Below are 21,488 nucleotides of genomic sequence, written 5' to 3' on the forward strand. Positions count from 1 at the left end.
GCGTGACCCCGTGGGCGACACGGTCCCTCCCGTTGCTCCTGTTGGCGTCCTCTTTACGTCACTCGGATGACTCTAATATGACGGTTTGGACCCAATCGCATTATTTTTTCACCGTTTCCGGCGGGCCGGGGACCTGCTGGATTTCGTTGCCGGTGGCCCGGGCCAGGGCTTCGAGCAGCGAGGTGTCGCCGACACTGGCCTGGGTCGTGCCGACCGCCACCCGCAATCTGAACGTGCCATGCAGCCCGCGCATGTCCCGGGCCGAGAGCAGTCTTAACAAGCTGTTGCGCAGGCTGTCGGCCTGTTTTTCGGTGATGCCGGGCAGCACAATGCCGAATCGATGGTCATTGAGACGGCCGAAATAATCCACCTGTCGCAGGGATTTCTGACAGGCTGCGGCGACGGTCTTGATGGCATCCTCGCTGGCCGCCAGTCCCTGATGTTCACAGATGTCGTCGAAATCCAGCAGGGTCAGGGTGACCACTGCCACCTGTTCCCGATAGCGCCGGGCGCCGATCAGTTCCAGTTCGCCCAGTTCAATGAACCGTTCGCGGACCAGGGCTCCGGTCAACGGGTCCTCGGCGGTCATGCGGCCCAGGTCCATGTCCAGGGATTCGAGCCGTTGCAGCAGTTTGTGTTCCTTGATCAGGCTGGCCCCCAGCCGTTGTTCCAGCCGCCGCATTTCCTCTTCGTCCTGAATCCACCAGACCACCACCATGCCTTCGGTGGTGGCCAGCGGTTCAAGGGTCAGGGTGGCCCATTTCTGGCGATGTTCGGCGGCTTGCAGGCGTGAGGACAGCGGCCCGACGCCATAGCCGCGTCCGATGCGTTCGCGGATCTTGGTCGCGTCGTCTTCCGGCAGTACCCGGTCCAGCAGTCGCTCCCCGGCCAGCAGCGCCGGTTCCAGGCCGAGCAGATTGCCCAGCGCCGCATTGGCGAACAGGACGCGCAGGTCCTCCGGCGCGGTGACGGCAATGGCGACGGGACTGGTGTCGAGCATGGCTTCCAGCAGACGCATCTGGGCGGGCTCGGTGTCCCTTTTGCGGGCCAGCCTTTCCGACATGATCTTCGATCCTCCGGTATGCGAATCAATCCGTGGGAAGACGCCATTTCAAGCGTTGAACCCGACATAACATCGCACATATAATGCTTAATATTGCGGTAACGTGCGGGCGCTTGTTCCGGAACAGGAGCCGCACCGAGGAGAGGTAATTGATGACCGAGACCATCGTTCTTCCCGCCGCAACGGCCCTGACCGAGGCCGACCTGGACCCGACTCTGGATTTCCGGGCGGAGATCGACCGGTTGCGCAAGCAACGCAACGCCATCATCCTGGCCCACTATTATCAAGACGACGAGATTCAGGACTTGGCCGATTTCGTCGGCGATTCCCTTGATTTGTCGCGCAAGGCCGCGGCCACCGATGCGGATGTCATCGTTTTTTGCGGCGTTCGCTTCATGGGCGAAGTGGCGAAAATTCTCAGTCCGCAAAAGACCGTCTTAATCCCCGACGCCGACGCGGGCTGTTCGCTTGAAGATTCCTGCCCGCCGGACCAGTTCAAGGCCTACCGGGAGCGTTTCCCGGATCACATGGCGCTGACCTACATCAACTGCTCGGCGGCGGTGAAGGCGTTGTCCGATATTATCGTGACCTCCTCCAATGCCGAGGCCATCGTCAATCAGTTGCCCAAGGATCAGCCGATTCTGTTCGCCCCGGACCGTCATTTGGGGGCCTATATCAAGCGCAAGACCGGGCGCGAGAACATGGAGTTGTGGCCGGGAAGCTGCATCATCCACGAGCAATTCTCCGAGCGCGAGCTGGTCAAGCTGAAGGTGCGCCATCCCCGTGCCCGCGTGGCGGCGCACCCGGAGTGTCCGGAACAGATTCTGCGTCAGGCCGACCATGTGGGCTCGACCCGCATGATCCTGGACTATGTGACCCACGACCCGGCAACGGAATTCATCATCGCCACCGAGCCCCATATCATCCATCAGATGCAGCTTGATGCGCCGGGCAAGACCTTCATCCCAGCCCCCGGCGCCGACGGCCAGTGCGATTGCGCCAACTGTCCCTATATGGCCAAGAACACGCTGGAGAAGGTCTATCTCGCCATGCTCAATGACGCGCCCGCCGTGACCATTCCCGAGGACCTGCGACTGAAGGCCTTGCGGCCACTGGAGCGGATGCTGGACATGTCCGGCCCGGTCGCCGCCAAAAAGGCTTCCGCGGCGGCATGACCCTCGACCTCAAGACCCTTGATCAATTGATCGACCTTGCGTTGAACGAGGATGTGGGCTGCGGCGACATGACCTCGGTGGCGGTGATCCCCTCCGGGGCCCGGTTCGCCGGAACCATGACGGCGCGCCATGAAATGGTGGTGGCCGGTCTCGACGTGGCGGCCCGGGTGATTCATCGACTGTCGCCGGACGCCCGCTTCGAGAGCATGGTGACGGACGGTCAAAAGGTGGCGGCGGGGCAGGTCCTGGCGCGCCTGGAGGGTCCGGCGCACGAACTGCTGGCGGCCGAGCGGACGGCCTTGAACCTGCTGCAATTCATGTCCGGGATCGCCACCCGCACGCGGGCCTTCGTGGACCGCATCGAGGGCACCGGGGCGACCCTGCTCGATACCCGCAAGACGGTGCCCGGGCTGCGCGACCTGTCCAAATACGCCAGCCGCATGGGCGGCGCGACCAATCACCGCATGCGTCTGGACGACGGCATCCTGATCAAGGACAACCATATCGCGGTGGCGGGCAGTGTGACCGAGACGGTGCGTCGCGCCAAGGCGGCGGGCAGCGGCCTCACTGTTGAGGTGGAATGCGACACCCTGGATCAAGTGCGCGAGGCGGTGGAAGCCGGGGCCGACATGATCCTGCTCGATAACATGGAACCGCCGATGCTGCGCCAGGCTTTGGAGATCATCGCCGGACGGGTGCGCACGGAAGCCTCCGGGGGCGTCACGCTGGACTCCATCCGCGCCATCGCCGAAACTGGCGTCGATTTCATCTCGGTCGGCCAGATCACCCAATCGGCCCCGGCGGTGGATATCGGCCTGGACTGGAACGCCCTGTAAAACAAGGGGATCGACAGAGGATACTGAGGATGGCTCCCGACGACTCCATCTATGACGTGTTGGTCATCGGCAGTGGGGCCGCGGGCCTCAGTCTGGCCCTGCATCTGGCCGGAAAGGCGCGGATCGCCGTGCTGTGCAAGGGCGAACTGAAGGAAACCAGCACCTATTACGCCCAAGGCGGCGTGGCGGCGGTGCTCGACGACAAGGATTCCACCGAGAGCCATTTCCTGGATACCATCGAAGCGGGGGCCGGGCTGTGTCGCCCGGAAGTGGTCCGTCACGTGGTGGAGAACGCCAAGGCGGCGGTGCAGAAGCTGATCGACTACGGGGTTGATTTCAGCCAGCGGCAGCGCTCCGACGGCACCTTGGAATATCACCTGACCCGCGAAGGCGGCCATAGCCATCGGCGGGTGTTGCATGTGTCCGACGCCACCGGCATGGCCATCGAAAGCTCCCTGGAAGAACAGATCCTGGCCGCGCCCAATGTCTCGGTGTTCACCCAGCACACGGCGGTGGATCTGATTGTCGATCAGGCCGGGGGCGCGCCGCGCTGCGTCGGGGCCTATGCCCTGGATAACGAGGCGGGCCATGTGCGGCTGTTCCGCGCGCGCTTCGTGGTGCTGGCCACCGGCGGGGCGAGCAAGGTGTATCTCTATACCAGCAACCCCGACGGCACCACCGGCGACGGCATCGCCATGGCCTGGCGGGCCGGATGCCGGGTGGAGAACATGGAGTTCCTGCAATTCCATCCCACCTGCCTGTTTCACCCGCAGGCCAAGTCCTTTCTGATCACCGAGGCGGTGCGCGGCGAAGGCGGACATCTGCTGTTGCCCGACGGCAGTCGGTTCATGGAGCGCTTCCATCCGATGGCCGAACTGGCGCCGCGCGATGTGGTCGCCCGGGCCATCGACTTCGAGATGAAGCGGCTCGGCGTGGATTGCCTGCATCTGGACATTTCCCACCAGCCGGAAGATTTCGTCATCGGTCATTTTCCGACCATCTATCGGCGCTGCCTGCAATTCGGCATCGACATCACCAAGGAACCGATTCCGGTGGTGCCGGCGGCCCACTACACCTGTGGCGGGGTCAAGGTGGATCTGCACGGACGGGCCGACCTGGACGGCCTGTATGCCATCGGCGAAGTCTCCAGCACCGGTTTGCACGGGGCCAACCGCATGGCCAGCAATTCGTTGCTGGAATGCCTGGTGTTCGCCGATGCGGCGGCGCGGGACATTCTCGATCGGTTGCCGACCGTGCCCGAGGTGCCCGACGTGCCGCGCTGGGACGAAAGCCGGGTCACCGATTCCGACGAGGAAGTGGTGATCGCCCACAACTGGGAGGAATTGCGCCGTTTCATGTGGGATTACGTGGGTATCGTGCGCACCAACAAGCGTCTGGAGCGGGCCAAGCGGCGGGTCGATATGCTGCTGGCGGAAATCGCCGAATACTATGGGCATTTCCGGGTCACCCGGGATCTTCTGGAATTGCGCGATCTGGCGCGGGTCGCCGATCTGATCATCCGCAGCGCCATGGCCCGCAAGGAAAGCCGGGGGCTCCATTATTCCCTCGATTATCCCGAGACCGACACCTCGGTTCCGGCCCGCGACACCATCCTGGGGCGCTGAGTGATGGACAGCACCACCGCCTACCGCCCGCTGGTCGCCCTCTCGCGGCAGCCGTTTCAGACCCGCTATCTGGCCGCCGGAGAGCACGGTCGGCCGCTGGTGGTGGTCAAGCGGTTCGAGGTCGGGCCGACGGACGGCGACAAGGGACCGCCGCCCCCCACCGCCGAACGGGTGGCCCACATGCGGCGGGCATTCGTCGAGGAGATTCTTCTGCTGCGCCGCTTCGAGCATCCCCACATCATCCCCCTCCTGGGGGCCAACGAAGACGGCGATTCACCTTTCATGTTGCTGCCCTTGCTGCCCTTGACCCTGCGCGATCTGATCTGGGCCCCGACCCGGGAGGGGCGGGGGCGCGAGCCAAGCCGCCTGCCCCTGGACAGCACCTTCGACTTTCTGCGTCAGGTTCTCGATGCCCTGGAAGAGGTGCACGGGCGCGGCGTGGTGCATCGTCAACTGGCCCCCGGGGCCATGTGGCTGGCGGCGGATGGGCGGCTGGTGCTCGACGGGTTTGGCTTGGCCAAGACGGCCGCGTGGGATGTGTTTCCACCGGGGACCGGCGGCGGTCCGCAGGGCTTCGCCAGCCCTGAACAGTTGGCCGATGCCACCCAGGCGGACGCCCGCTCCGATATCTATGCCTTTGGCTGCATCGGCTATCGGCTGGCCTGCGGGCGTTTGGCCGACGGCAACCCGTTGTCGCCGTCGGAGATTGATCCGACCATCAGCCGGACCGTCGGCGACTGGCTGATGGCCTGCATGGCGCCGCGCCCGGAAGACCGACCACAAACGCTGGCCGAAGTGCGGGCCGGAATGGAGGCGGTGGCGTGACCGAGGGGTCGGGGATCGAAACCCCGTCGGGCAAGGGGGCGGCGGGTGAGAATTTCCCCGTTGGCTCCTTCCTGCTTCCGGCCCGTCTGCGCCCCCATGTGGCGGTGTTCTACCGTTTCGCCCGCGCCATCGACGATATTGCCGACAATCCGGCCCTGCCGCCCGATGAGAAGATCCGTCGCCTGGATGGGTTCGCGGCGGCCCTGGACGGCGCACCGGCGACCGGCTACGAGACCGGCGGGGCGATGGCGCGCAGTCTGGCCGAGACCGCCGTCACCGCCGACCATTGCCGGGATCTGATCGCCGCCTTCAAACAGGACGCGGTGCAGAGCCGCTATCGGACCTGGGACGACCTGATGGGCTATTGTCGTCTGTCGGCAGCCCCGGTGGGGCGCTATTTGCTCGACCTGCATGGCGGCTCGCGGGACGGCTACGGGCCGTCCGACGCCCTGTGCAAGGCCTTGCAGGTCATTAACCATCTTCAGGATTGCCAGGAGGATTACCGGCTGATGGACCGGGTCTATCTGCCGCTGGACTGGCTGGATGCGGCGGGGGCGGCGGTGTCCGACCTGGATCGCGCCGCCGCCACCCCGGCCCTGCGCCGGGTGCTCGACCGCTGCGTGGAGGGCACCGGGGCGTTGTTGCGGGAGGCCCAGTCCCTGCCGTCGGGCCTGTACAGCCGTCGGCTGGCTATGGAATCGGGGGCTATTTTGCGCCTCGCCCGGGTGCTGAACGACCTTCTGGCTCGTCGTGACCCGCTGGCCGGACGGGTCGCCCTGGGCAAGTGGGCCGCGCTCGGTAGTGGCCTGCGTGGGGCATTAGGGGGGCTGTTTGCATGATCCTGCTGGTGCTGGTGTTGATCTCGCTGACCCTGTGGATCTATCTGGTCGGCTTTCGTGGGCGGTTTTGGGCCTGTGACCAGTTCCTGCCGCGCCGCATCGCGCCTCTGCAACATTGGCCCGCGGTCACCGCCGTCCTTCCGGCGCGCGATGAGGCGGCGTGCATCGGCCCGGTTCTGCGGGCGCTGCTCGACCAGGATTATCCCGGCGATTTGCGGCTGGTGGTGGTCGATGACAGCAGCACCGACGGCACCGCCGAGCAGGTGCGCCAACTGGCCCGGGACGATCCGCGCCTGCATCTGGTCAACGGTCAGCCGCTGCCGCAAGGCTGGGTGGGCAAGATGTGGGCCGTTTGTCAGGGGGTGGAAGCCGCCGCCGTCCTGGCACCCAGTCCCTATGTGCTGCTCACCGATGCGGATATCCGACATCCGCCGGACAGCCTGCGGGGGCTGGTCAGCAAGGCCGAGACCGGCAAGCTGGATCTGGTCTCGCTGATGGTTCGCCTGCGCTGCGACAGTTTTTGGGATCGGCTGTTGATTCCGGCTTTCGTGTTCTTTTTCCAGAAGCTCTATCCGTTTCCCTGGGTCAACAACCCCCGACGCGGCGAGGCGGCGGCGGCGGGCGGCTGCATGCTGGTGCGGACCGAGGCCCTGGCCCGCAGCGGCGGCATCACCGCCATTCGCGATCGGGTCATTGACGATGTGGCCCTGGGGCAGCGGCTGAAGGCCGAGGGTCCCATCTGGCTGGGGCTTACCCGGACGGTGGAAAGCCTGCGACCCTACGACGGTCTGTCGGGGATCTGGCGGATGGTCGTCCGCACCGCCTTCGTGCAGTTGGAACATTCGGGTTTGATGTTGCTCGGCACCTTGGTCGGCATGGGGTTGATTTACCTGTTGCCGCCGCTGGCCTTTTTGATCGGCGATATGTTCGTTGCCGCCCCCGCCGGAGCGGCCTGGCTGCTGATGACCTTCGCCTATGGTCCGACACTGCGCCTCTATGGCCTGTCGCCGCTGCGGGCCTTGCTGCTGCCCCTGGCGGCCCTTTTGTACAGCCTGATGACTCTCGATTCCGCCCGTCGGCACTGGATCGGCCGGGGCGGTGCCTGGAAGGGGCGCGACGTGGGGTGACGGCGGGGGGTAGGCAATGCTATCCATAGGACCATGACCGATTCTGATGCCCGCGATGTCGCCTATGTCCGGTCCCTGGTGGAAAAATCGGGGACCTCGTTCTATTGGGCTATGCGCCTATTGCCGGAAGTGCAGCGGGACGGCATGTTCGCCATCTATGGCTTCTGCCGCGAGGTGGACGACGTGGCCGATGAACCGGCCCCCCTGGATGACAAGATCCGCCGTCTTGCGGCTTGGCGTGACGAGATCGAGGCGCTCTATGCGGGCGCGCCGGAGACCCCGGTCGGGCGGGTACTGAAGCCCCATGTGGCCCGACACGGCCTGCTGAAGGAAGATTTCCGGGCGATCATCGACGGCATGGAAATGGATGCGGCGGAACCCCTGCGCCTGCAAACCATGGACGAGTTGCATCTCTATTGCCAGCGGGTGGCGGTGGCGGTCGGACGCCTGTCCAATCGGGTGTTCGGCATCGACGACGCCCCGGGGGATGTGGTGGCGGCCCATTTGGGGTTGGCCCTGCAATTGACCAACATCCTGCGCGACCTGAAAGAGGACGCCGGACGGGATCGTCTGTATCTGCCCCGGGATCTGCTCGACCGCCACGGGATTGCCGCGACCGAACCGGCAGAGGTGCTGGACCATAAGAACTTCCCAAGTGTTTGCAAGGAATTGGCGGCACTTTCTGAAGGGTCGTATCAAGCGGCAGAGGCGGCCCTGAAGCACTGCGACGCCGGACGCATGAAACCGGCCATCGTCATGAAGGAGGTCTATCACAAGATCCTGGAGCGTCTGCACAAGCGCGGCTGGCGGCGGCTGGGAGAGCGGGTGCGTCTGAGCAAGGCCGAAAAGATGTGGATCGGCCTGCGTCACGGTCTGCTGTGACCATCCATATCATCGGTGCCGGGCTGGCCGGCCTGTCCTGCGCCGTGCGGCTGGCCCGCATCGGACGCCGGGTGGCGGTCTGGGAAAGCGCCGGACAGGCCGGGGGGCGCTGCCGGTCCTACCAGGACGCGCTGCTCGACCGACAGATCGACAACGGCAACCATCTGCTGCTCAGTGGCAATGACGAGGCTTACGAATACCTGCTGACCCTGGGGGCGGTGGACCAGTTGGATGGCCCGCCCACGGCATCGTTTCCCTTCCTCGATCTGGAGACCGGTGAACGCTGGTGTCTGGAGCCGGGGCCGGGGCGCATTCCCTGGTGGCTGCTGGACAAGACGCGAAGAGTGCCGGGCACCCGTCCGTGGTCCTACCTGCGTGGTCTGCGGCTGGCCTTCGCCGGTCCTTCGGTGAGCGTGGCCGACTGCCTGGGCCGGGGCACGATCCTGTATCGGCGGTTGTGGGAGCCGTTGGCCGTGGCGGCTCTTAATGCATCGGGTGAGGAAGCGGCGGCAAAACCTTTGTGGCCGGTACTGCGCGAGACTTTCGGGCGTGGCGAGGCGGCCTGCCGACCGCGCATGGCCCGCCAGGGTCTGGGCCAGGCTTTCGTTGATCCGGCCATTTCCTTTCTGCGCAAATGCGACATCGAGGTGGAGTTCGGCCATCGTTGCAAGGCCATCGGGCGCGACGGCGAACGGTTGACCAGCCTGGATCTGGGCCACCTGCATCTGGACCTGGGGCCGGAGGACGCAGTGGTCCTGGCAGTTCCGGCGTCTCAGGTGACGGAGTTGATGGAAGATATCATTGCGCCAATTGGTTACAGGTCAATTCTAAATGCACACTTTAAGCTTGAGGAGGCCCTGGACGAGAGCCGGATCATCGGTCTGCTGGGCGGTCTCAGCCAATGGCTGTTCGTGCGCGGGGATGTGGCCTCGGTGACCGTCAGCGCCGCCGATGCCTGGATGGAAACCGAAGCCGAGGTGCTGGCGGCGCGACTCTGGCCCGAGGTCTGCCGGGCGCTGGATCTGCCCGAGTCCCCGCTGCCGCGCCATCGGATCGTCAAGGAGAAGCGCGCCACCTTTGCCCAGACGGTGGATAACATGACCCGCCGCCCGGCCACCGCCACCGCCTGGCGCAATCTGTTCCTGGCCGGGGATTGGACCGATACGGGACTGCCCGCGACCATCGAGGGGGCAATCCGTTCGGGGCGTCTGGCCGCCGAGGCGGTGCAACGATTCTTTCATCATTCTTGACTTTTTCCGCCGGGACGGACAGAAAGCCTGCCTTGCGTTGCGCGCGATGGGAGCGGAAAGTCCTTGGAGCACAAGGTTAAATCACCGGGTAAAGCGGCGACCGTCAATCAGGTGATCGACGAGGCCGCTGCTTGGCTGGAAGCCCTCCAGGAGACCGACGGTCATCTGGTCTTCGAGCTGGAAGCCGATGCGACCATCCCGGCAGAATATATATTTCTCAACCACTTTCTCGGCGAACCCAATCCAGAGCTTGAGGAAAAGATTGCGGTTTATCTGCGCCGTATCCAGAACGCCGAGGGCGGCTGGCCGCTGTTCCATGAAGGCGACACGGACATCAGTGCCTCCATCAAGGCCTATTTCGCGCTGAAGATCGTCGGCGATGATCCGGACGCCCCGCATATGCGTCGGGCCCGCGAGTTGATCCTCAGCCTGGGCGGCGCGGCGCGGGCCAATGTGTTTACCCGCATCATGCTGGCCCAGTTCGAGCAAATTCCGTGGCGCGGCATTCCGTTCATTCCCATCGAGGTGATCCTGCTCCCCGAGAGCTTCCCGTTCCACATGAACAAGGTGTCCTATTGGTCGCGCACGGTGATGATGCCTTTGCTGATCCTCTACGCCCTGCACGCCAAGGCCCGCCACCCGCGCAAGGTCCATATCCGGGAACTGTTCGTGGTGCCGCCGGAGAAGGAAAAGAACTACAACGTCAACCCGACCGGTCATTGGGTCGGCGAGGTTTTGCTGGTGGCCGACAAATACGCCCGCCGCATGAGCTTCCTGATTCCCAAATCCTGGAAGCGCAAGGCCATTGATCGGGCGATGACCTTCATCCGCGAACGCATCAACGGCGAGAACGGCCTGGGGGCCATCTTCCCGGCCATGGCCAATTCGGTGATGGCGATGGATGCCCTGGGCTATCCGCGCGACCATCCGGACTACGTCGTGGCCCGCAAATCCATCGACAACCTGCTGGTGCGGCGGGCCGACGAGACCTATTGCCAGCCCTGCGTCTCGCCGGTCTGGGATACCGCCCTGGCCGCCCATGCGCTGATGGAGGCGGGACGACATGAGTCTGCCAAGCGCGGCCTGGAGTGGCTGCAAGGCCGGCAGATTTTGCATGTGAACGGCGACTGGGTGGCGCGTCGGCCCGACCTGCGGCCCGGCGGCTGGGCTTTCCAATATTGGAACGACTACTACCCGGATGTGGACGACACGGCGGTGGTCGGCATGGCCCTGGACCGCGACGGCGATCCCAAGTACCGGGAAAACATCGCCCGGGCCGAGGAATGGATTCTCGGCATGCAGAGCAGCAACGGCGGCTGGGGGGCCTTCGATGCGGAGAACGAACATTATTTCCTCAACCATATACCGTTCGCCGACCACGGGGCGCTGCTCGACCCGCCGACCGAGGATGTGACGGCGCGCTGTCTCGGCTTCCTGGCCCAACTCGGTCATCGCCGCGACCATCCCAACGTCAAGGCCGCCTGTGATTTTCTCATCCGGTCGCAATTGGAGGACGGCTCCTGGTTCGGGCGCTGGGGGGCCAATTACATTTACGGTACCTGGTCGGTGCTCAATGCGCTGAACGTTGTGGGCGAGGATATGACGGCGGAACCGGTGCAAAAGGCCGTGCATTGGCTGAAATCCCGACAACAGGCCGATGGCGGCTGGGGGGAGAGCTGTTCGAGCTATTATCCGGGCCGCGAGGCGGAGGACACGGTGAGCACCCCGTCCCATACCTCCTGGGCCTTGCTGGGCTTGATGGCGGCGGGAGAGACCGACAGCGACGCCGTGCGGCGGGGCATCGACTGGCTGCTCAAGGCCCCCCGGGAGGGCGGCAAATGGGCCGAGGAGCTGTATAACGCCCCCGGCTTCCCGCGCGTGTTCTATCTGCACTATCACGGCTATTCGGCTTATTTCCCCTTGTGGGCGCTGGCCCGCTACCGCAATCTGTCGAGCGGCAATGCGACACGTCCCTTGTATGGAATGTAAAGATGCGGATCGGCATCATCACCGCCCTGGACGAAGAGACCATCGCCCTGGCCGGTCTGTGGAACCGCGACGGGTTCGAGGTTCGGCAGGGCGGCATCGGGGCGGAGCGGTCGGCAGCGGCGGCCCGGGCCTTGCTGGCGGAGGGTTGCGAAGCACTGGTCAGCGCCGGGATCTGCGGTGGCCTGGCGCGCTCCCTGCCGCCGGGTTCATTGGTGCTGGCCGAGGCGGTGCGCCATCCCAATGGGGAAAAGACCCTGACCGACCTGCGCTGGCGGCTGGCCCTGGCCGATCTGCTGTGGGAGGACATCCCATTGGCCACCGGGGTCCTGCTGGGCAGTGACCGGGTGCTGCGGCGGCGCGAGCACAAGGCCGAACAGGCCGCCCTGGGGCATGTGGCGGTGGATATGGAAAGCCATGGGGTGGCGCGGGTTGCCGCCGAGGCCGGGGTGCCGTTGCTGATTCTGCGCGTCGTCTCCGATCCGGCGGATGTGCAGATTCCCAAATCGGCCCTGGTCGGGGTGACGCCCGAGGGGCACAGGCGGCCCTGGCGGGTGGTCTTGGGGCTGCTGCGACGGCCCAGGGATCTGACCGGCTTGATCCGGCTGGCCCTGGACAGCAAAAAGGCGTTGGACAGTCTAAGCCGCGTCGCGACGATCGCCGGACCCCACGGGCTGGGGCTGGCTTAGGGCGTCCTCGGACAGGGGGCCATCGGTGCGCGGGCCGAACAGGGCCACCCGCAGGGCCTTCCAGGGGTGGCTCACCGTATCGTCCACAGCCGTCGGCTCATAACCGCAATGGACCATGCAATTGGCGCATTTCTCATGGGCCCCCGGGCCATAGGCGTCCCAGTCTGTTTGCTCCATCAGTTCTTTGAACGAGGCGGCGTGTCCTTCGTCGATCAGGTAGCAGGGACGCTGCCAGCCGAACACGTTGCGCGTTGGGTTGCCCCAGGGGGTGCAGCGGTAGGACTGGTTGCCGGCCAGGAAGTCCAGATAGAGGGAGGACTGATTGAACCGCCACTTGCGCCCGCGGCCCAGGCGGAGGATCTCGCGGAACAGCTTCTTGGTCCGCTCGCGGCGCAGGAACTGGGCCTGTACCGGCGCTTTTTCATAGGCATAGCCGGGGGCCACGGTGACTCCCTCCACCCCCAGTTCGTGACAGGCGAAATCAAAAAACGTGGCACAACTCTCCGGGTCCGCGTCATCGAACAAGGTGCTGTTGATGGTGACCCGAAACCCCCGGCTCTGGGCCTCGCGGATCGCCTCCACCGCCTTGTCGAACACCCCCTCGCGGCAGACCGCCTTGTCGTGGTGGCATCGGTCGCCGTCCAGATGGACCGAGAAGGTTAGATAGGGGCTGGGGGTGAACAGGTCGATCTTGCGCCGCAGCAACAAGGCGTTGGTGCACAGGTAGACGAACTTCTTGCGCGCCACCAAGCCCTCGACGATTTGCTGGATCTCCTCGTGAATAAGCGGTTCTCCTCCCGGAATGGAGACGATGGGGGCACCGCATTCATCGGCCGCAGCCAAGCAGTCGGCGGCGCTGAGGCGCTGTTCCAGAATCTCCTTGGGATAGGCGATCTTGCCGCAACCGGCGCATTCCAAATTGCACTGGAACAACGGTTCGAGCATCAGCACCAACGGATAGCGTTTGCGGCCCCGCAGTTTCTGCCGGAGAATATAGCCACCGACCCGCAGGCCCTGGATCAGGGGAATGCCCATGTGTGATTACTCCGCCGCGTCGCGCAGCTGTTCAGGCAGCCGGAAATGCATGTCTTCGTCGATGCCGTCCATCTCCGTCACGTCGATGGCGATCATCTCGCCCAGACGTTGCAGGATATCGTTGATCAGTTCTTCCGGGGCCGAGGCTCCGGCGGTCAGTCCGATGCATCGCACCCCGGCGAACCAGGACTCTTTCAGGTCGTCCGGATGGTCGAGCAGATGGGAGGTGACCCCCTCTTCGGTAGCCAGTTCGCGCAGCCGGTTGGAATTGGAACTGTTCCTGGACCCGACCACCAACACCATGTCGGCCAGTTTGGCCAGATCGCGCACGGAACTCTGGCGGTTCTGGGTGGCGTAACAGATATCCTTGACATCGGGTCCCTGAATGGCCGGAAAGCGGGCCTGCAAGGCCTTGATCACATCGCGGGTATCGTCCACCGACAGGGTGGTCTGGGTGACGTAGGCCAGCTTTTCAGGATCGGCGACCTGCAATTGGGCCACGTCCTCGGGCGATGAGACCAGCAGCACGCCGCCCGGCATCTGCCCCGAGGTGCCTTCCACTTCCGGGTGGCCCGCATGGCCGATCAACACCACCTGACGGCCCTTGGATTCGTGGTAGCGGCCTTCCTTGTGGACCTTGGAGACCAGCGGGCAGGTGGCATCGAGCACCGGCAGGTTCCGCTGTTCGGCCTGATCAATGACCGACTGGGCCACCCCGTGGGCACTGAACACGGTCACGGCGCCGTCGGGAATCTCATCCAGTTCATCGACGAAGATCACCCCGCGCTTGCGCAGACAATCCACGACCTGGCGATTATGAACGATTTCGTGGCGCACGTAGACCGGTGGCCCGTATTTGTCGAGCGCCCGTTGCACGATCTCGATGGCGCGCTCCACCCCGGCGCAAAAACCGCGCGGTTTGGCGAGGATGACCTGGACAGGTTGGACGTCGGACATGAAAAAGGGCACTCCATTTCGGACAGCGGCGCAGTCTGACCCAAATTGGTCCCGAAAAAAACCATTAATCTCCTGCGGGCAGGTGCGCTATGCAGGGGGCGGATCAACCGAGGAACAGACCGCTCATGACCACGCTCGTCACCGGAGGAACAGGTTTTGTCGGGGCCGCCGTGGTGCGTCGCCTGCAAGCGGCGGGGCACGAGGTGCGGGCGTTGGCCCGCCTGGGCAGCGACCGGCGCAATCTGGACGGCCTGGACCTGGAGGTGGTCGAGGGTGACCTGAACGATGCGGACTCGCTGGCGCAGGCGCTGAAGGGCTGCGACGCCCTGTTCCATGTGGCAGCCGATTACCGGCTGTGGGCGCGTGACCCGGAGACTATTCGCTCCGCCAATCCCACCGGCACCCGCAATATCATGACCGCCGCCCTGAAGGCCGGAGTGGGGCGCATTGTCTATACCAGTTCCGTCGCCGTGTTGAGCACCGCCAGCGACGGCCGGTCGGCCACCGAGGACACGCCGGTCACCTATGACCAGATGATCGGGGCCTACAAGCAATCCAAGTTTCTGGCCGAAGAGATCGTGCGGACCATGGTCGTCGAACAGGGACTGCCGGCGGTCATCGTCAATCCTTCGACCCCGGTCGGGCCGCGCGACATCAAGCCGACCCCGACTGGGCGGCTGATCGTCGAGGCGGCGCGGGGCAAGGTCCCGGCCTTCGTCGATACGGGGCTCAATCTGGTGCATGTGGACGATGTGGCCGAGGGGCATCTGCTGGCCTTCGAGCGGGGCGAGATCGGCGAGCGCTATATCCTCGGCGGCGAGAACTGGAGCCTGCGCGACATCCTGGCCGAGATTGCCCGGCTGACTGACCGTAAACCACCCACTGTTGCCCTGCCGCACGGGTTGGTGATGCCCATTGCCTGGCTGGCCGAGGCGGTGGCCCGGCTGACCCGCTCCGACAAGGAACCCTTCGCCACCGTGGACGGCATCCGCATGGCGCGCAAAAAGATGTTCTTTTCCATCGCCAAGGCCGAAGATCACCTGGGCTATCACCCGCGTCCGGCCAGGGAAGGTCTGCGCGATGGGGTGGCCTGGTTCCGCGACAACGGATATTTGAGGTGACGGTTTGCGTATCCTGACCCTTGTGGGCCTGTTGATCGGGTTGGCGCTGCTGGCTTGGCTGCTGACGCGGACCGACCTCGGCGCGTTGACCGCCGCCCTGGCTGCCGGGGGCTGGGGTGTTGCGGCAATTTCCCTGTTCAAGATGGTCACCCTGGGCCTGGACGCCCTGGGCTGGCGGGCGGTGGTCGGGGGCGAAGTGAAACCCTCGCGTCGGGTCATGCTCTGGGTGCGATGGATCGGCGAGGGGGTCAATACCCTGTTGCCGGTGGCCCAGGTGGGGGGCGAACTGGTGCGTGGGCGTCTGCTGGCCCTGCGCGGCGTGCCCGGGGCGGTGGCCGGGGCGTCGGTTGTGGCGGATTTCACCATCGGCGTGGTGACTCAGGCCCTGTTCACCCTGCTGGCGGTGGCGCTGCTGGCGGTCCAAGGACTGCCGGAGAGTCTGGCCCTGCCGGTGGCCGTCGGGTTGGGAGTCGTCGGATTCGGGGCGCTGGCCCTGTTGGGGATGCAGAAAAGCGGGCTGTTCGGCCTGTTGCAACGGCTCGCCCAGGGCGACCGCTGGGCCGGAATGGCCGGGGGGATGGCGGCGCTGGACCAGGCGCTGCGGAAGGTTTATGCCGACCGGCGTGGCTTGTGGGCCTGCGGCGTCTGGAGGTTCATCGGCTGGGTGGCCCATCTGGGGGAAACCTGGCTTGCCCTGTGGTTTCTCGGGGTGCCGGTGGGGCTCATGGAAGCCCTGGTCATCGAGGCCCTGAGCAATGCGGTGCGCTCCGCCGCTTTCCTGATTCCAGGAGCTATCGGGGCACAGGAGGGGGGAATCTTGGCGGTCGGTCTGGTTTATGGCCTGAGTCCGGAAACGGCGCTCGCCCTGGCGCTGATGAAGCGGGGCAGGGAATTGCTGGTCAGCCTGCCCGCCCTGGCCGCCTGGGCGCATGGGGAGCGCCAGGGGCTGGGACATTTGTTGAGGGGCAAACGCTCATGATCCGGGTGGCGGTGCTGGTCGATCTGGAATGGCGACCGACGGCGGGCGGCCATGTGAAATGCTGGGAGCGGCTGGCCCGTGCGGCAATGCGCCGGGAGGATCTGGATCTGACCGTGCATTTCTCCGGGGCCGAGGAGCGGGTTCATGAATTGGCCCCCCATGTGCGTTATGTGATTCATAAGCCGGTGTTCAGTACCGCCCGGTTGCCGTTCCTGTCCCATGTGCCGGACCATACGGATCTGGCACCCTATCATTGGGGGCTGGCCGGACTGCTGCATGGGGCGGAGGTAATCCATACCACAGACGGCTTTTTCAATTTCGCCAAGACCGCCCTACAGGTCAGCCGCCGCAGCGGTATTCCGTTGACCAATTCCATCCATACGGATACGCCGGCCTATACGGAGGTGTTCACCGCCCGCACCCTTGAGCGTCTGTTCGGGACGGGAGGACTGAGCCGCTGGCTGATCGACGGACTGAAGATCCCGCAACGCGCGCGTCACAAGGCCTCTCGCAATCTGGCCCGACATCAGGCAGGCTGTCGCTATGCACTGGTGTCGCGGGACGAGGAATTCCAACGGGCGCGGGCGGTGCTGTCCGATGATCGGATCGGCATTCTGCGGCGCGGCATAGAGACGGACGTGTTCGATCCGGCGCGGCGCGACCGGGATGCACTGGAACGCCTGTACGGGGTGCCACAAAATCGGGTGCTGGTGATGTATGCGGGACGCATGAACAGGGGCAAGAGCATCATGGGACTGGCCGAAGCGCTGCGCACCCGGGTCGATGCCGGGGACGACCTGCATCTGCTCTGTGCTGGAGAGGGCGAGGACCGGCAGGCGGTGGCTGATTTGTTGGGGAGCCGGGCGAGTTGTCCCGGAGCGCTGGAGGCGGACAGCGTGGCGCGGCTGATGGCGGCGGCGGATATCTTCGCCTTTCCCTCGGAGATCGAGGTCAATGCCAATGTGCCCATGGAAGCTCAGGCTTCCGGGGTGGCGACGCTGGTCGCCGAGCGCGGCGCGGCGGCGCGGGCGGTGCTCGACGGGGTGACCGGGCGAGTGCTGCCGGGCAGTACGGTGATCTGGGCCGAGGCGCTGCATGAACTGGCCCTGGATGTGGATTTGCGCACGACCATGGGAGTCGCCGCCCGCGCTCATGCGCTGAATGATTTCCCGACCTGGGACGACGTGCTGGCCGAGGACCTGTTGCCGATCTGGCGTTTGGCCCGCGACGAAGCGGGAGGCCGACGTCATGGCGCTTGAGCATATCCTGATCCTGGCCCCGCATCCCGACGACGAGGTGGTGATGTGCGCCACGGCCATCGGGCGGGCCCGTGAGACCGGAGCCACCCTGTCGGTGTTCTATCTGACCACCGGCGTTCCGGCGCGCCAGCAGCTCTGGCCCTGGGAGCGCCGTCACCATGCCGACCGGGTGACCCGGCGTCGGGACGAGGCACGCCGGGCCGCCAAGATGCTTGGCCTGTTCATCGCCGGAGAAAGCGCCGTGCCGACCCGGGGGCTACGCCACAATCTGATGCAGGCCCGGGTCCGGCTGGCCCGGCTGATCGACGAACAGCAGGTCACCCAACTCTGGGTGCCGGCCTTCGAGGGCGGGCATCAAGATCACGACGCCGCCAACTGTCTGGCCGCCACCTTCACCCAGCAGGTGTCGGTGCTGGAATTCGCGGCCTATAATTTCGTCGGCGGTCAGGCCCACAGTCAGGAGTTCCCCGACCCGCGCGGCGGCGAGGAAGTGCTTCTTCTGAGCGACGCGGAACGGGCGGTGAAACAGCAACTTCTGAGCCTCTATGCCTCGGAGGAGGGTAACCTGGGCTATGTGCGATTGGCCCGCGAGAGCCGCCGACCGCTGGCCGCCTACGATTATGCCCAGCCGCCCCATCCGGGGACCTTGTGGTATGCCCGCTATCAATGGGTGCCGTTTCCCCACCCGCGTATTGATGCCACCCCTCCGGCCAAGGTCTATCGGGATCTGGCGATCTTTCTGGCCGGTCAGCGAAAATGACAAGTCGGGCCGGTGTTCTCTGGGGGCGTTGGGTCGCCGTCGTCAGCCGCCATGCCCTGGCGGTGGCGCTGCTTTGTCTGTTGGCGACCCTCGGTGCCGCCTGGCATGTGGTCGCGGCCTTCGATATCAGCACCGATAACACCGATATGCTGTCGCCGGAGTTGCCGTTCCGACAGCGCATGATCGACATGAAGCGCCTATTCCCCACCTCCGGCGACGATCTGTTGGTGGTGGTGGAAGGCCAAAGCGCCGACCGGGTAGCCGACGGGACGGCGGATCTGGTGGCCCGGATGAGTGCCCGCCCGGATCTGTTCCGCTCGGTTTTCGAGCCGGGCAGCGACCCATTTTTCCAACGCAACGGGATGCTGTATCTGGAAACCGACCGGTTGCGGGAGTTGTCGCAACGGCTGGTCGCCGCGCAGCCCTTTCTCGGTACCCTGTGGCGCGACCCCTCCCTGGCCGCCCTGTGGACGCTGCTCAATCAGGCACTGACCGAAGCGGAAAAGGGGGATACACCGATTGAATTGGACCCGGTGCTCAACGCCATCGCCGCCGTGGCCGAGGATCGCACAGCGACCTTGTCCTGGACCGATTTGATGGGCAGCGGACGCGGCGCGGCGGACCGCCGTCGGCTGATCCTGGCCCAACCGGCGCTCGATTACGGGTCCCTGGCCCCCGCCGGACCGGCTCTGCGCTTTGTGCGGGCGCAGGATCTGGGGTCGGGGGTGACGGTCCATCTGACCGGCAGTGTCGCCCTGGATCATGAGGAACTGGGTTCGGTCGAGGAAGGTATGGGCTGGGCCGGGGTGGTGTCGCTGGTACTGGTACTGGGGCTGTTGGGCTGGTGCCTGAAGTCGGCGCGGCTGGTGTTGGCGTTGCTGCTGACCCTGATCGCCGGGTTGATCTGGACGGCCTCGTTCGCCTTCCTGGTGGTCGGGCAACTGAACTTGATATCGGTGGCCTTCGCGGTGCTGTTTATCGGCCTGTCGGTGGATTTCGGCATTCATTTCAGTCTGCGCTATCTGGAAGAACGGCAAACCACCGAAGATCATCGTGCTGCCTTGCTTGCGGCGGCGGTAGCCACCGGCGGCCCGCTGACCCTTTGTGCGGTGGCGGCGGCGATGGCCTTTTTCGCTTTCCTGCCGACCGATTATATCGGTCTGGCGCAACTGGGGTTGATCGCAGGCAGTGGCATGTTCATCGCCCTGGGGGCCAACCTCACCCTGCTGCCTGCCCTGATGACTTTGATGCCGGTGCGTGGTTCACCCCGGAAGAGTGTAGCGCGCATCGGTCGACCCGCCGCACGCCTGGTCCTGGGAGGGGCGCTGTTGGTTGCCGTGGTAGCCGCCCCGTTGGCCCTGCGGGTGCAGTTCGATTTCGATCCGTTGCACCTGAAAGATCCGACTACCGATTCCGTGGCCACCCTCGAAAGACTGATGGGGGAGGGGGAGATCCATCCCTATACCCTGACAATTCTGCACCCGGACTTGGCCGCCGCCGAGGCGTTGGCGAAACGGTTGCGGGCCACCCCGGGGTTGGGCAATGTGCGAACGCTGGCGGATTATCTGCCAAAGGATCAACCGCAGAAGCTGGCGATCATCGACGGATTGACCTGGACCGTCGGCCTGGCGCTGACCGGCCCTCGTCAACCGACGACCGATCCCGCCGCTCTGAAAAAGGCGCGGGAACGGTTATTGGCGCAATTGAAAACGGCCTCGGATGAGTCTGCCGCTCGATTGTACCGGGCGTTGGCCGCTTTAGGGGACGCGGATGGGGCGGACTTGGAAAAACGGTTGCTGTCCGGGTTGGAAGGGCGGTTGCAAAGCCTCAAACTTTCCCTGGAGGCGGCCCCGGTGACCCTGGCCGATCTGCCCAAGGTTCTGCGCCAACGGGAACAGGCCATCGACGGACGGGTGCGGGTGCAAGTCGCCCTGCCCGAGGGGGACAGTGGTCGGGCGGCATTGCTGGATTTCGTGGCCCGGGTGCGCACCGTGGCTCCCGAGGCGACCGGCACGCCGGTGACCATTATCGAAGCAGGCAATGCGGTCATCGAGTCCTTTCAGATCGCCGGAGGACTGACCTTCGCTGGCGTGGTGCTGTTGCTGTTGGGGGTGCTGAAGCGGGGCCGCGACGTGCTGTGGGTGCTGTTGCCGCTGCTGTTGGCGGCGGAACTGACGGCGGCGGGGTCGGTGCTGTTCAATCTGCCGTTCAATTTCGCCAATGTGATCGTGCTGCCGTTGCTGGCCGGGCTGGGGGTGGCCAGCGGCATTCATCTGGTGACCCGGGCCCGGGAGCCGGGCGACGGCGGCAGCACCCCCCGCGCGGTGACCTTCAGCGCCCTGACCACCATCGGCTCCTTCGGCAGTATTGCCCTGTCCAGCCATCCCGGAACGGCCAGCATGGGGCTGCTGCTGACCCTGGCCATCGCCCTGACCCTGGCCTGCACCATGACGGTGATTCCGGCGCTGTTTGAGGTTACTGAGGGGTAAGCAGAGTCTCGGCCTTGGCGGTCAAGGCATGGATCAGTTTGTCCACGCCGCCCTGGCGCAGGATGGCCGCGTATTCCGATTGGTGGACCGCCAACTGGGAGATGCCTTTTTCCAGGATCACATTGGCGATGCGCCAGTGGTCGTCTGCCGGATGCATCACGTAGGTGAGATCCGTATGGCCGCCATCGGGGCTGACGATGCGGGTCTCGACCAGGCGGGTGCCTTTGGGGCCGTCGCGGGTATCAAGGGTCTCGAAGGTCTCGCCGCTGTAGCCGTTGAAGTGGCTGGCATAGGTGGCGGTACTCATGCGTCCGAAAGCGACGGTGAGCGCCTGGCGCTGTTGGTCGGTCGCCGAACTCCACGACTCGCCGACCGCGATTTGCACCATGAACGGAAAATCGAAGGCCGCCTCGACCGCCGGGGCCAGCCGGGCGTAGCGGGCGGTCACGTCCTCGGCAAAGGCGTTCTGCATGGCTTCCAACAAAATCCCGTGGAATTTTTCGATGATCTGTTCCGGCCCGGCAATCTCGGCGCGGGCGGCGAGGTTCGGCCATAAAAGGGCGAGCGCAAGGACGGCAATTCTGAACATCT

19 protein-coding genes are annotated in these 21,488 nt (G+C 65.1%); 15 read left to right on the forward strand and 4 right to left on the reverse strand.

The genetic code is table 11. From position 1 onward, the window contains the following. Positions 1-100 precede the first annotated feature (100 nt). Entirely contained in the window at positions 101-1,063 is a 963-nt protein-coding gene (locus ACYQ1P_RS10435; RefSeq protein ID WP_460020296.1) for a sensor domain-containing diguanylate cyclase, read from the reverse strand. 152 nt (positions 1,064-1,215) lie between these two features. Between ACYQ1P_RS10435 and nadA the strand changes: the two genes are divergently transcribed. The 10 genes from nadA to ACYQ1P_RS10485 all read left to right on the forward strand — a co-directional run bounded on the left by nadA (position 1,216) and on the right by ACYQ1P_RS10485 (position 12,297). Further along, positions 1,216-2,238 (forward strand): quinolinate synthase NadA, encoded by a 1,023-nt coding sequence (gene nadA / locus ACYQ1P_RS10440; RefSeq protein ID WP_460020297.1) that lies wholly within the window; start codon positions 1,216-1,218, stop codon positions 2,236-2,238. Then, entirely contained in the window at positions 2,235-3,074 is an 840-nt protein-coding gene (nadC, locus tag ACYQ1P_RS10445; protein ID WP_460020298.1) for a carboxylating nicotinate-nucleotide diphosphorylase, read from the forward strand. The genes nadA and nadC overlap by 4 nt, the downstream gene beginning before the upstream one ends. A 29-nt stretch (positions 3,075-3,103) precedes the next feature. Continuing rightward, a complete protein-coding gene (gene nadB / locus ACYQ1P_RS10450) occupies positions 3,104-4,699 on the forward strand; it encodes an L-aspartate oxidase (protein ID WP_460020299.1) in 1,596 nt (531 codons plus the stop codon). A gap of 3 nt (positions 4,700-4,702) precedes the next feature. After that, the gene (locus ACYQ1P_RS10455) at positions 4,703-5,524 is read left to right on the forward strand and encodes a protein kinase domain-containing protein (protein WP_460020300.1); all 822 of its coding nucleotides are present in this window, start codon (positions 4,703-4,705) and stop codon (positions 5,522-5,524) included. After that, positions 5,521-6,363, forward strand: a complete 843-nt coding sequence (gene hpnC, locus ACYQ1P_RS10460) for a squalene synthase HpnC (protein ID WP_460020301.1) — start codon at positions 5,521-5,523, stop codon at positions 6,361-6,363. Before ACYQ1P_RS10455 ends, hpnC begins: the two co-directional genes overlap by 4 nt. Then, complete coding sequence (locus ACYQ1P_RS10465; RefSeq protein WP_460020302.1) at positions 6,360-7,490, forward strand: glycosyltransferase; 1,131 nt, start codon at positions 6,360-6,362, stop codon at positions 7,488-7,490. The genes hpnC and ACYQ1P_RS10465 overlap by 4 nt, the downstream gene beginning before the upstream one ends. Before the next feature lie 33 nt (positions 7,491-7,523). Next, positions 7,524-8,372 (forward strand): presqualene diphosphate synthase HpnD, encoded by an 849-nt coding sequence (hpnD, locus tag ACYQ1P_RS10470; protein WP_460020303.1) that lies wholly within the window; start codon positions 7,524-7,526, stop codon positions 8,370-8,372. After that, a complete protein-coding gene (hpnE, locus tag ACYQ1P_RS10475; protein ID WP_460020304.1) occupies positions 8,369-9,622 on the forward strand; it encodes a hydroxysqualene dehydroxylase HpnE in 1,254 nt (417 codons plus the stop codon). The genes hpnD and hpnE overlap by 4 nt, the downstream gene beginning before the upstream one ends. 63 nt (positions 9,623-9,685) lie before the next feature. After that, positions 9,686-11,611 carry a squalene--hopene cyclase gene (gene shc, locus ACYQ1P_RS10480; RefSeq protein WP_460020305.1) on the forward strand — a complete coding sequence of 642 codons (1,926 nt, stop codon included), beginning with the start codon at positions 9,686-9,688 and terminating at the stop codon, positions 11,609-11,611. Positions 11,612-11,613: 2 nt separating this feature from the next. Beyond that, a complete protein-coding gene (locus ACYQ1P_RS10485; protein ID WP_460020306.1) occupies positions 11,614-12,297 on the forward strand; it encodes a phosphorylase family protein in 684 nt (227 codons plus the stop codon). Here the strand turns inward: ACYQ1P_RS10485 and hpnH are convergent. Together hpnH and ispH are read right to left on the reverse strand one after the other, a co-directional pair. Then, positions 12,247-13,332, reverse strand: a complete 1,086-nt coding sequence (gene hpnH / locus ACYQ1P_RS10490) for an adenosyl-hopene transferase HpnH (protein ID WP_460020307.1) — start codon at positions 13,330-13,332, stop codon at positions 12,247-12,249. The two genes, ACYQ1P_RS10485 and hpnH, sit on opposite strands and share 51 nt — an antisense overlap. 6 nt (positions 13,333-13,338) lie before the next feature. Further along, on the reverse strand, positions 13,339-14,289 hold the full coding sequence (ispH, locus tag ACYQ1P_RS10495) for a 4-hydroxy-3-methylbut-2-enyl diphosphate reductase (RefSeq protein ID WP_460020308.1): 951 nt from the start codon (positions 14,287-14,289) through the stop codon (positions 13,339-13,341). 125 nt (positions 14,290-14,414) lie between these two features. On the opposite strand from ispH, the gene hpnA reads away from it, so the two are divergent. From hpnA to ACYQ1P_RS10520, 5 genes are read left to right on the forward strand one after another with little or no spacing between them, the layout of a single operon-like run. Then, on the forward strand, positions 14,415-15,410 hold the full coding sequence (gene hpnA / locus ACYQ1P_RS10500; protein ID WP_460020309.1) for a hopanoid-associated sugar epimerase: 996 nt from the start codon (positions 14,415-14,417) through the stop codon (positions 15,408-15,410). A 4-nt stretch (positions 15,411-15,414) separates the two neighbouring features. Continuing rightward, complete coding sequence (locus tag ACYQ1P_RS10505; RefSeq protein ID WP_460020310.1) at positions 15,415-16,389, forward strand: lysylphosphatidylglycerol synthase domain-containing protein; 975 nt, start codon at positions 15,415-15,417, stop codon at positions 16,387-16,389. Continuing rightward, the gene (locus ACYQ1P_RS10510; protein ID WP_460020311.1) at positions 16,386-17,648 is read left to right on the forward strand and encodes a glycosyltransferase; all 1,263 of its coding nucleotides are present in this window, start codon (positions 16,386-16,388) and stop codon (positions 17,646-17,648) included. Before ACYQ1P_RS10505 ends, ACYQ1P_RS10510 begins: the two co-directional genes overlap by 4 nt. Next, positions 17,638-18,408: a PIG-L deacetylase family protein gene (locus tag ACYQ1P_RS10515; protein ID WP_460020312.1), complete on the forward strand. Its 771-nt coding sequence runs from the start codon at positions 17,638-17,640 to the stop codon at positions 18,406-18,408. Before ACYQ1P_RS10510 ends, ACYQ1P_RS10515 begins: the two co-directional genes overlap by 11 nt. Beyond that, entirely contained in the window at positions 18,405-20,897 is a 2,493-nt protein-coding gene (locus ACYQ1P_RS10520; protein WP_460020313.1) for an MMPL family transporter, read from the forward strand. The genes ACYQ1P_RS10515 and ACYQ1P_RS10520 overlap by 4 nt, the downstream gene beginning before the upstream one ends. Here the strand turns inward: ACYQ1P_RS10520 and ACYQ1P_RS10525 are convergent. Beyond that, a complete protein-coding gene (locus tag ACYQ1P_RS10525) occupies positions 20,884-21,486 on the reverse strand; it encodes an ABC transporter substrate-binding protein (protein WP_460020314.1) in 603 nt (200 codons plus the stop codon). The genes ACYQ1P_RS10520 and ACYQ1P_RS10525 overlap by 14 nt on opposite strands. Positions 21,487-21,488 lie beyond the last annotated feature (2 nt).

This window comes from Magnetospira thiophila, from assembly GCF_054657015.1.

Bases quoted from the DNA above. Each gene is read 5' to 3' on its own strand.
- ACYQ1P_RS10435 (WP_460020296.1), bottom strand. From the start codon at position 1,063: ATGTCGGAAAGGCTGGCCCGCAAAAGGGACACCGAGCCCGCCCAGATG.
- nadA (WP_460020297.1), top strand. From the start codon at position 1,216: ATGACCGAGACCATCGTTCTTCCCGCCGCAACGGCCCTGACCGAGGCC.
- nadC (WP_460020298.1), top strand. From the start codon at position 2,235: ATGACCCTCGACCTCAAGACCCTTGATCAATTGATCGACCTTGCGTTG.
- nadB (WP_460020299.1), top strand. From the start codon at position 3,104: ATGGCTCCCGACGACTCCATCTATGACGTGTTGGTCATCGGCAGTGGG.
- ACYQ1P_RS10455 (WP_460020300.1), top strand. From the start codon at position 4,703: ATGGACAGCACCACCGCCTACCGCCCGCTGGTCGCCCTCTCGCGGCAG.
- ACYQ1P_RS10465 (WP_460020302.1), top strand. From the start codon at position 6,360: ATGATCCTGCTGGTGCTGGTGTTGATCTCGCTGACCCTGTGGATCTAT.
- hpnD (WP_460020303.1), top strand. From the start codon at position 7,524: ATGACCGATTCTGATGCCCGCGATGTCGCCTATGTCCGGTCCCTGGTG.
- ACYQ1P_RS10485 (WP_460020306.1), top strand. From the start codon at position 11,614: ATGCGGATCGGCATCATCACCGCCCTGGACGAAGAGACCATCGCCCTG.
- hpnH (WP_460020307.1), bottom strand. From the start codon at position 13,332: ATGGGCATTCCCCTGATCCAGGGCCTGCGGGTCGGTGGCTATATTCTC.
- ispH (WP_460020308.1), bottom strand. From the start codon at position 14,289: ATGTCCGACGTCCAACCTGTCCAGGTCATCCTCGCCAAACCGCGCGGT.
- hpnA (WP_460020309.1), top strand. From the start codon at position 14,415: ATGACCACGCTCGTCACCGGAGGAACAGGTTTTGTCGGGGCCGCCGTG.
- ACYQ1P_RS10510 (WP_460020311.1), top strand. From the start codon at position 16,386: ATGATCCGGGTGGCGGTGCTGGTCGATCTGGAATGGCGACCGACGGCG.
- ACYQ1P_RS10515 (WP_460020312.1), top strand. From the start codon at position 17,638: ATGGCGCTTGAGCATATCCTGATCCTGGCCCCGCATCCCGACGACGAG.
- ACYQ1P_RS10520 (WP_460020313.1), top strand. From the start codon at position 18,405: ATGACAAGTCGGGCCGGTGTTCTCTGGGGGCGTTGGGTCGCCGTCGTC.
- ACYQ1P_RS10525 (WP_460020314.1), bottom strand. From the start codon at position 21,486: ATGTTCAGAATTGCCGTCCTTGCGCTCGCCCTTTTATGGCCGAACCTC.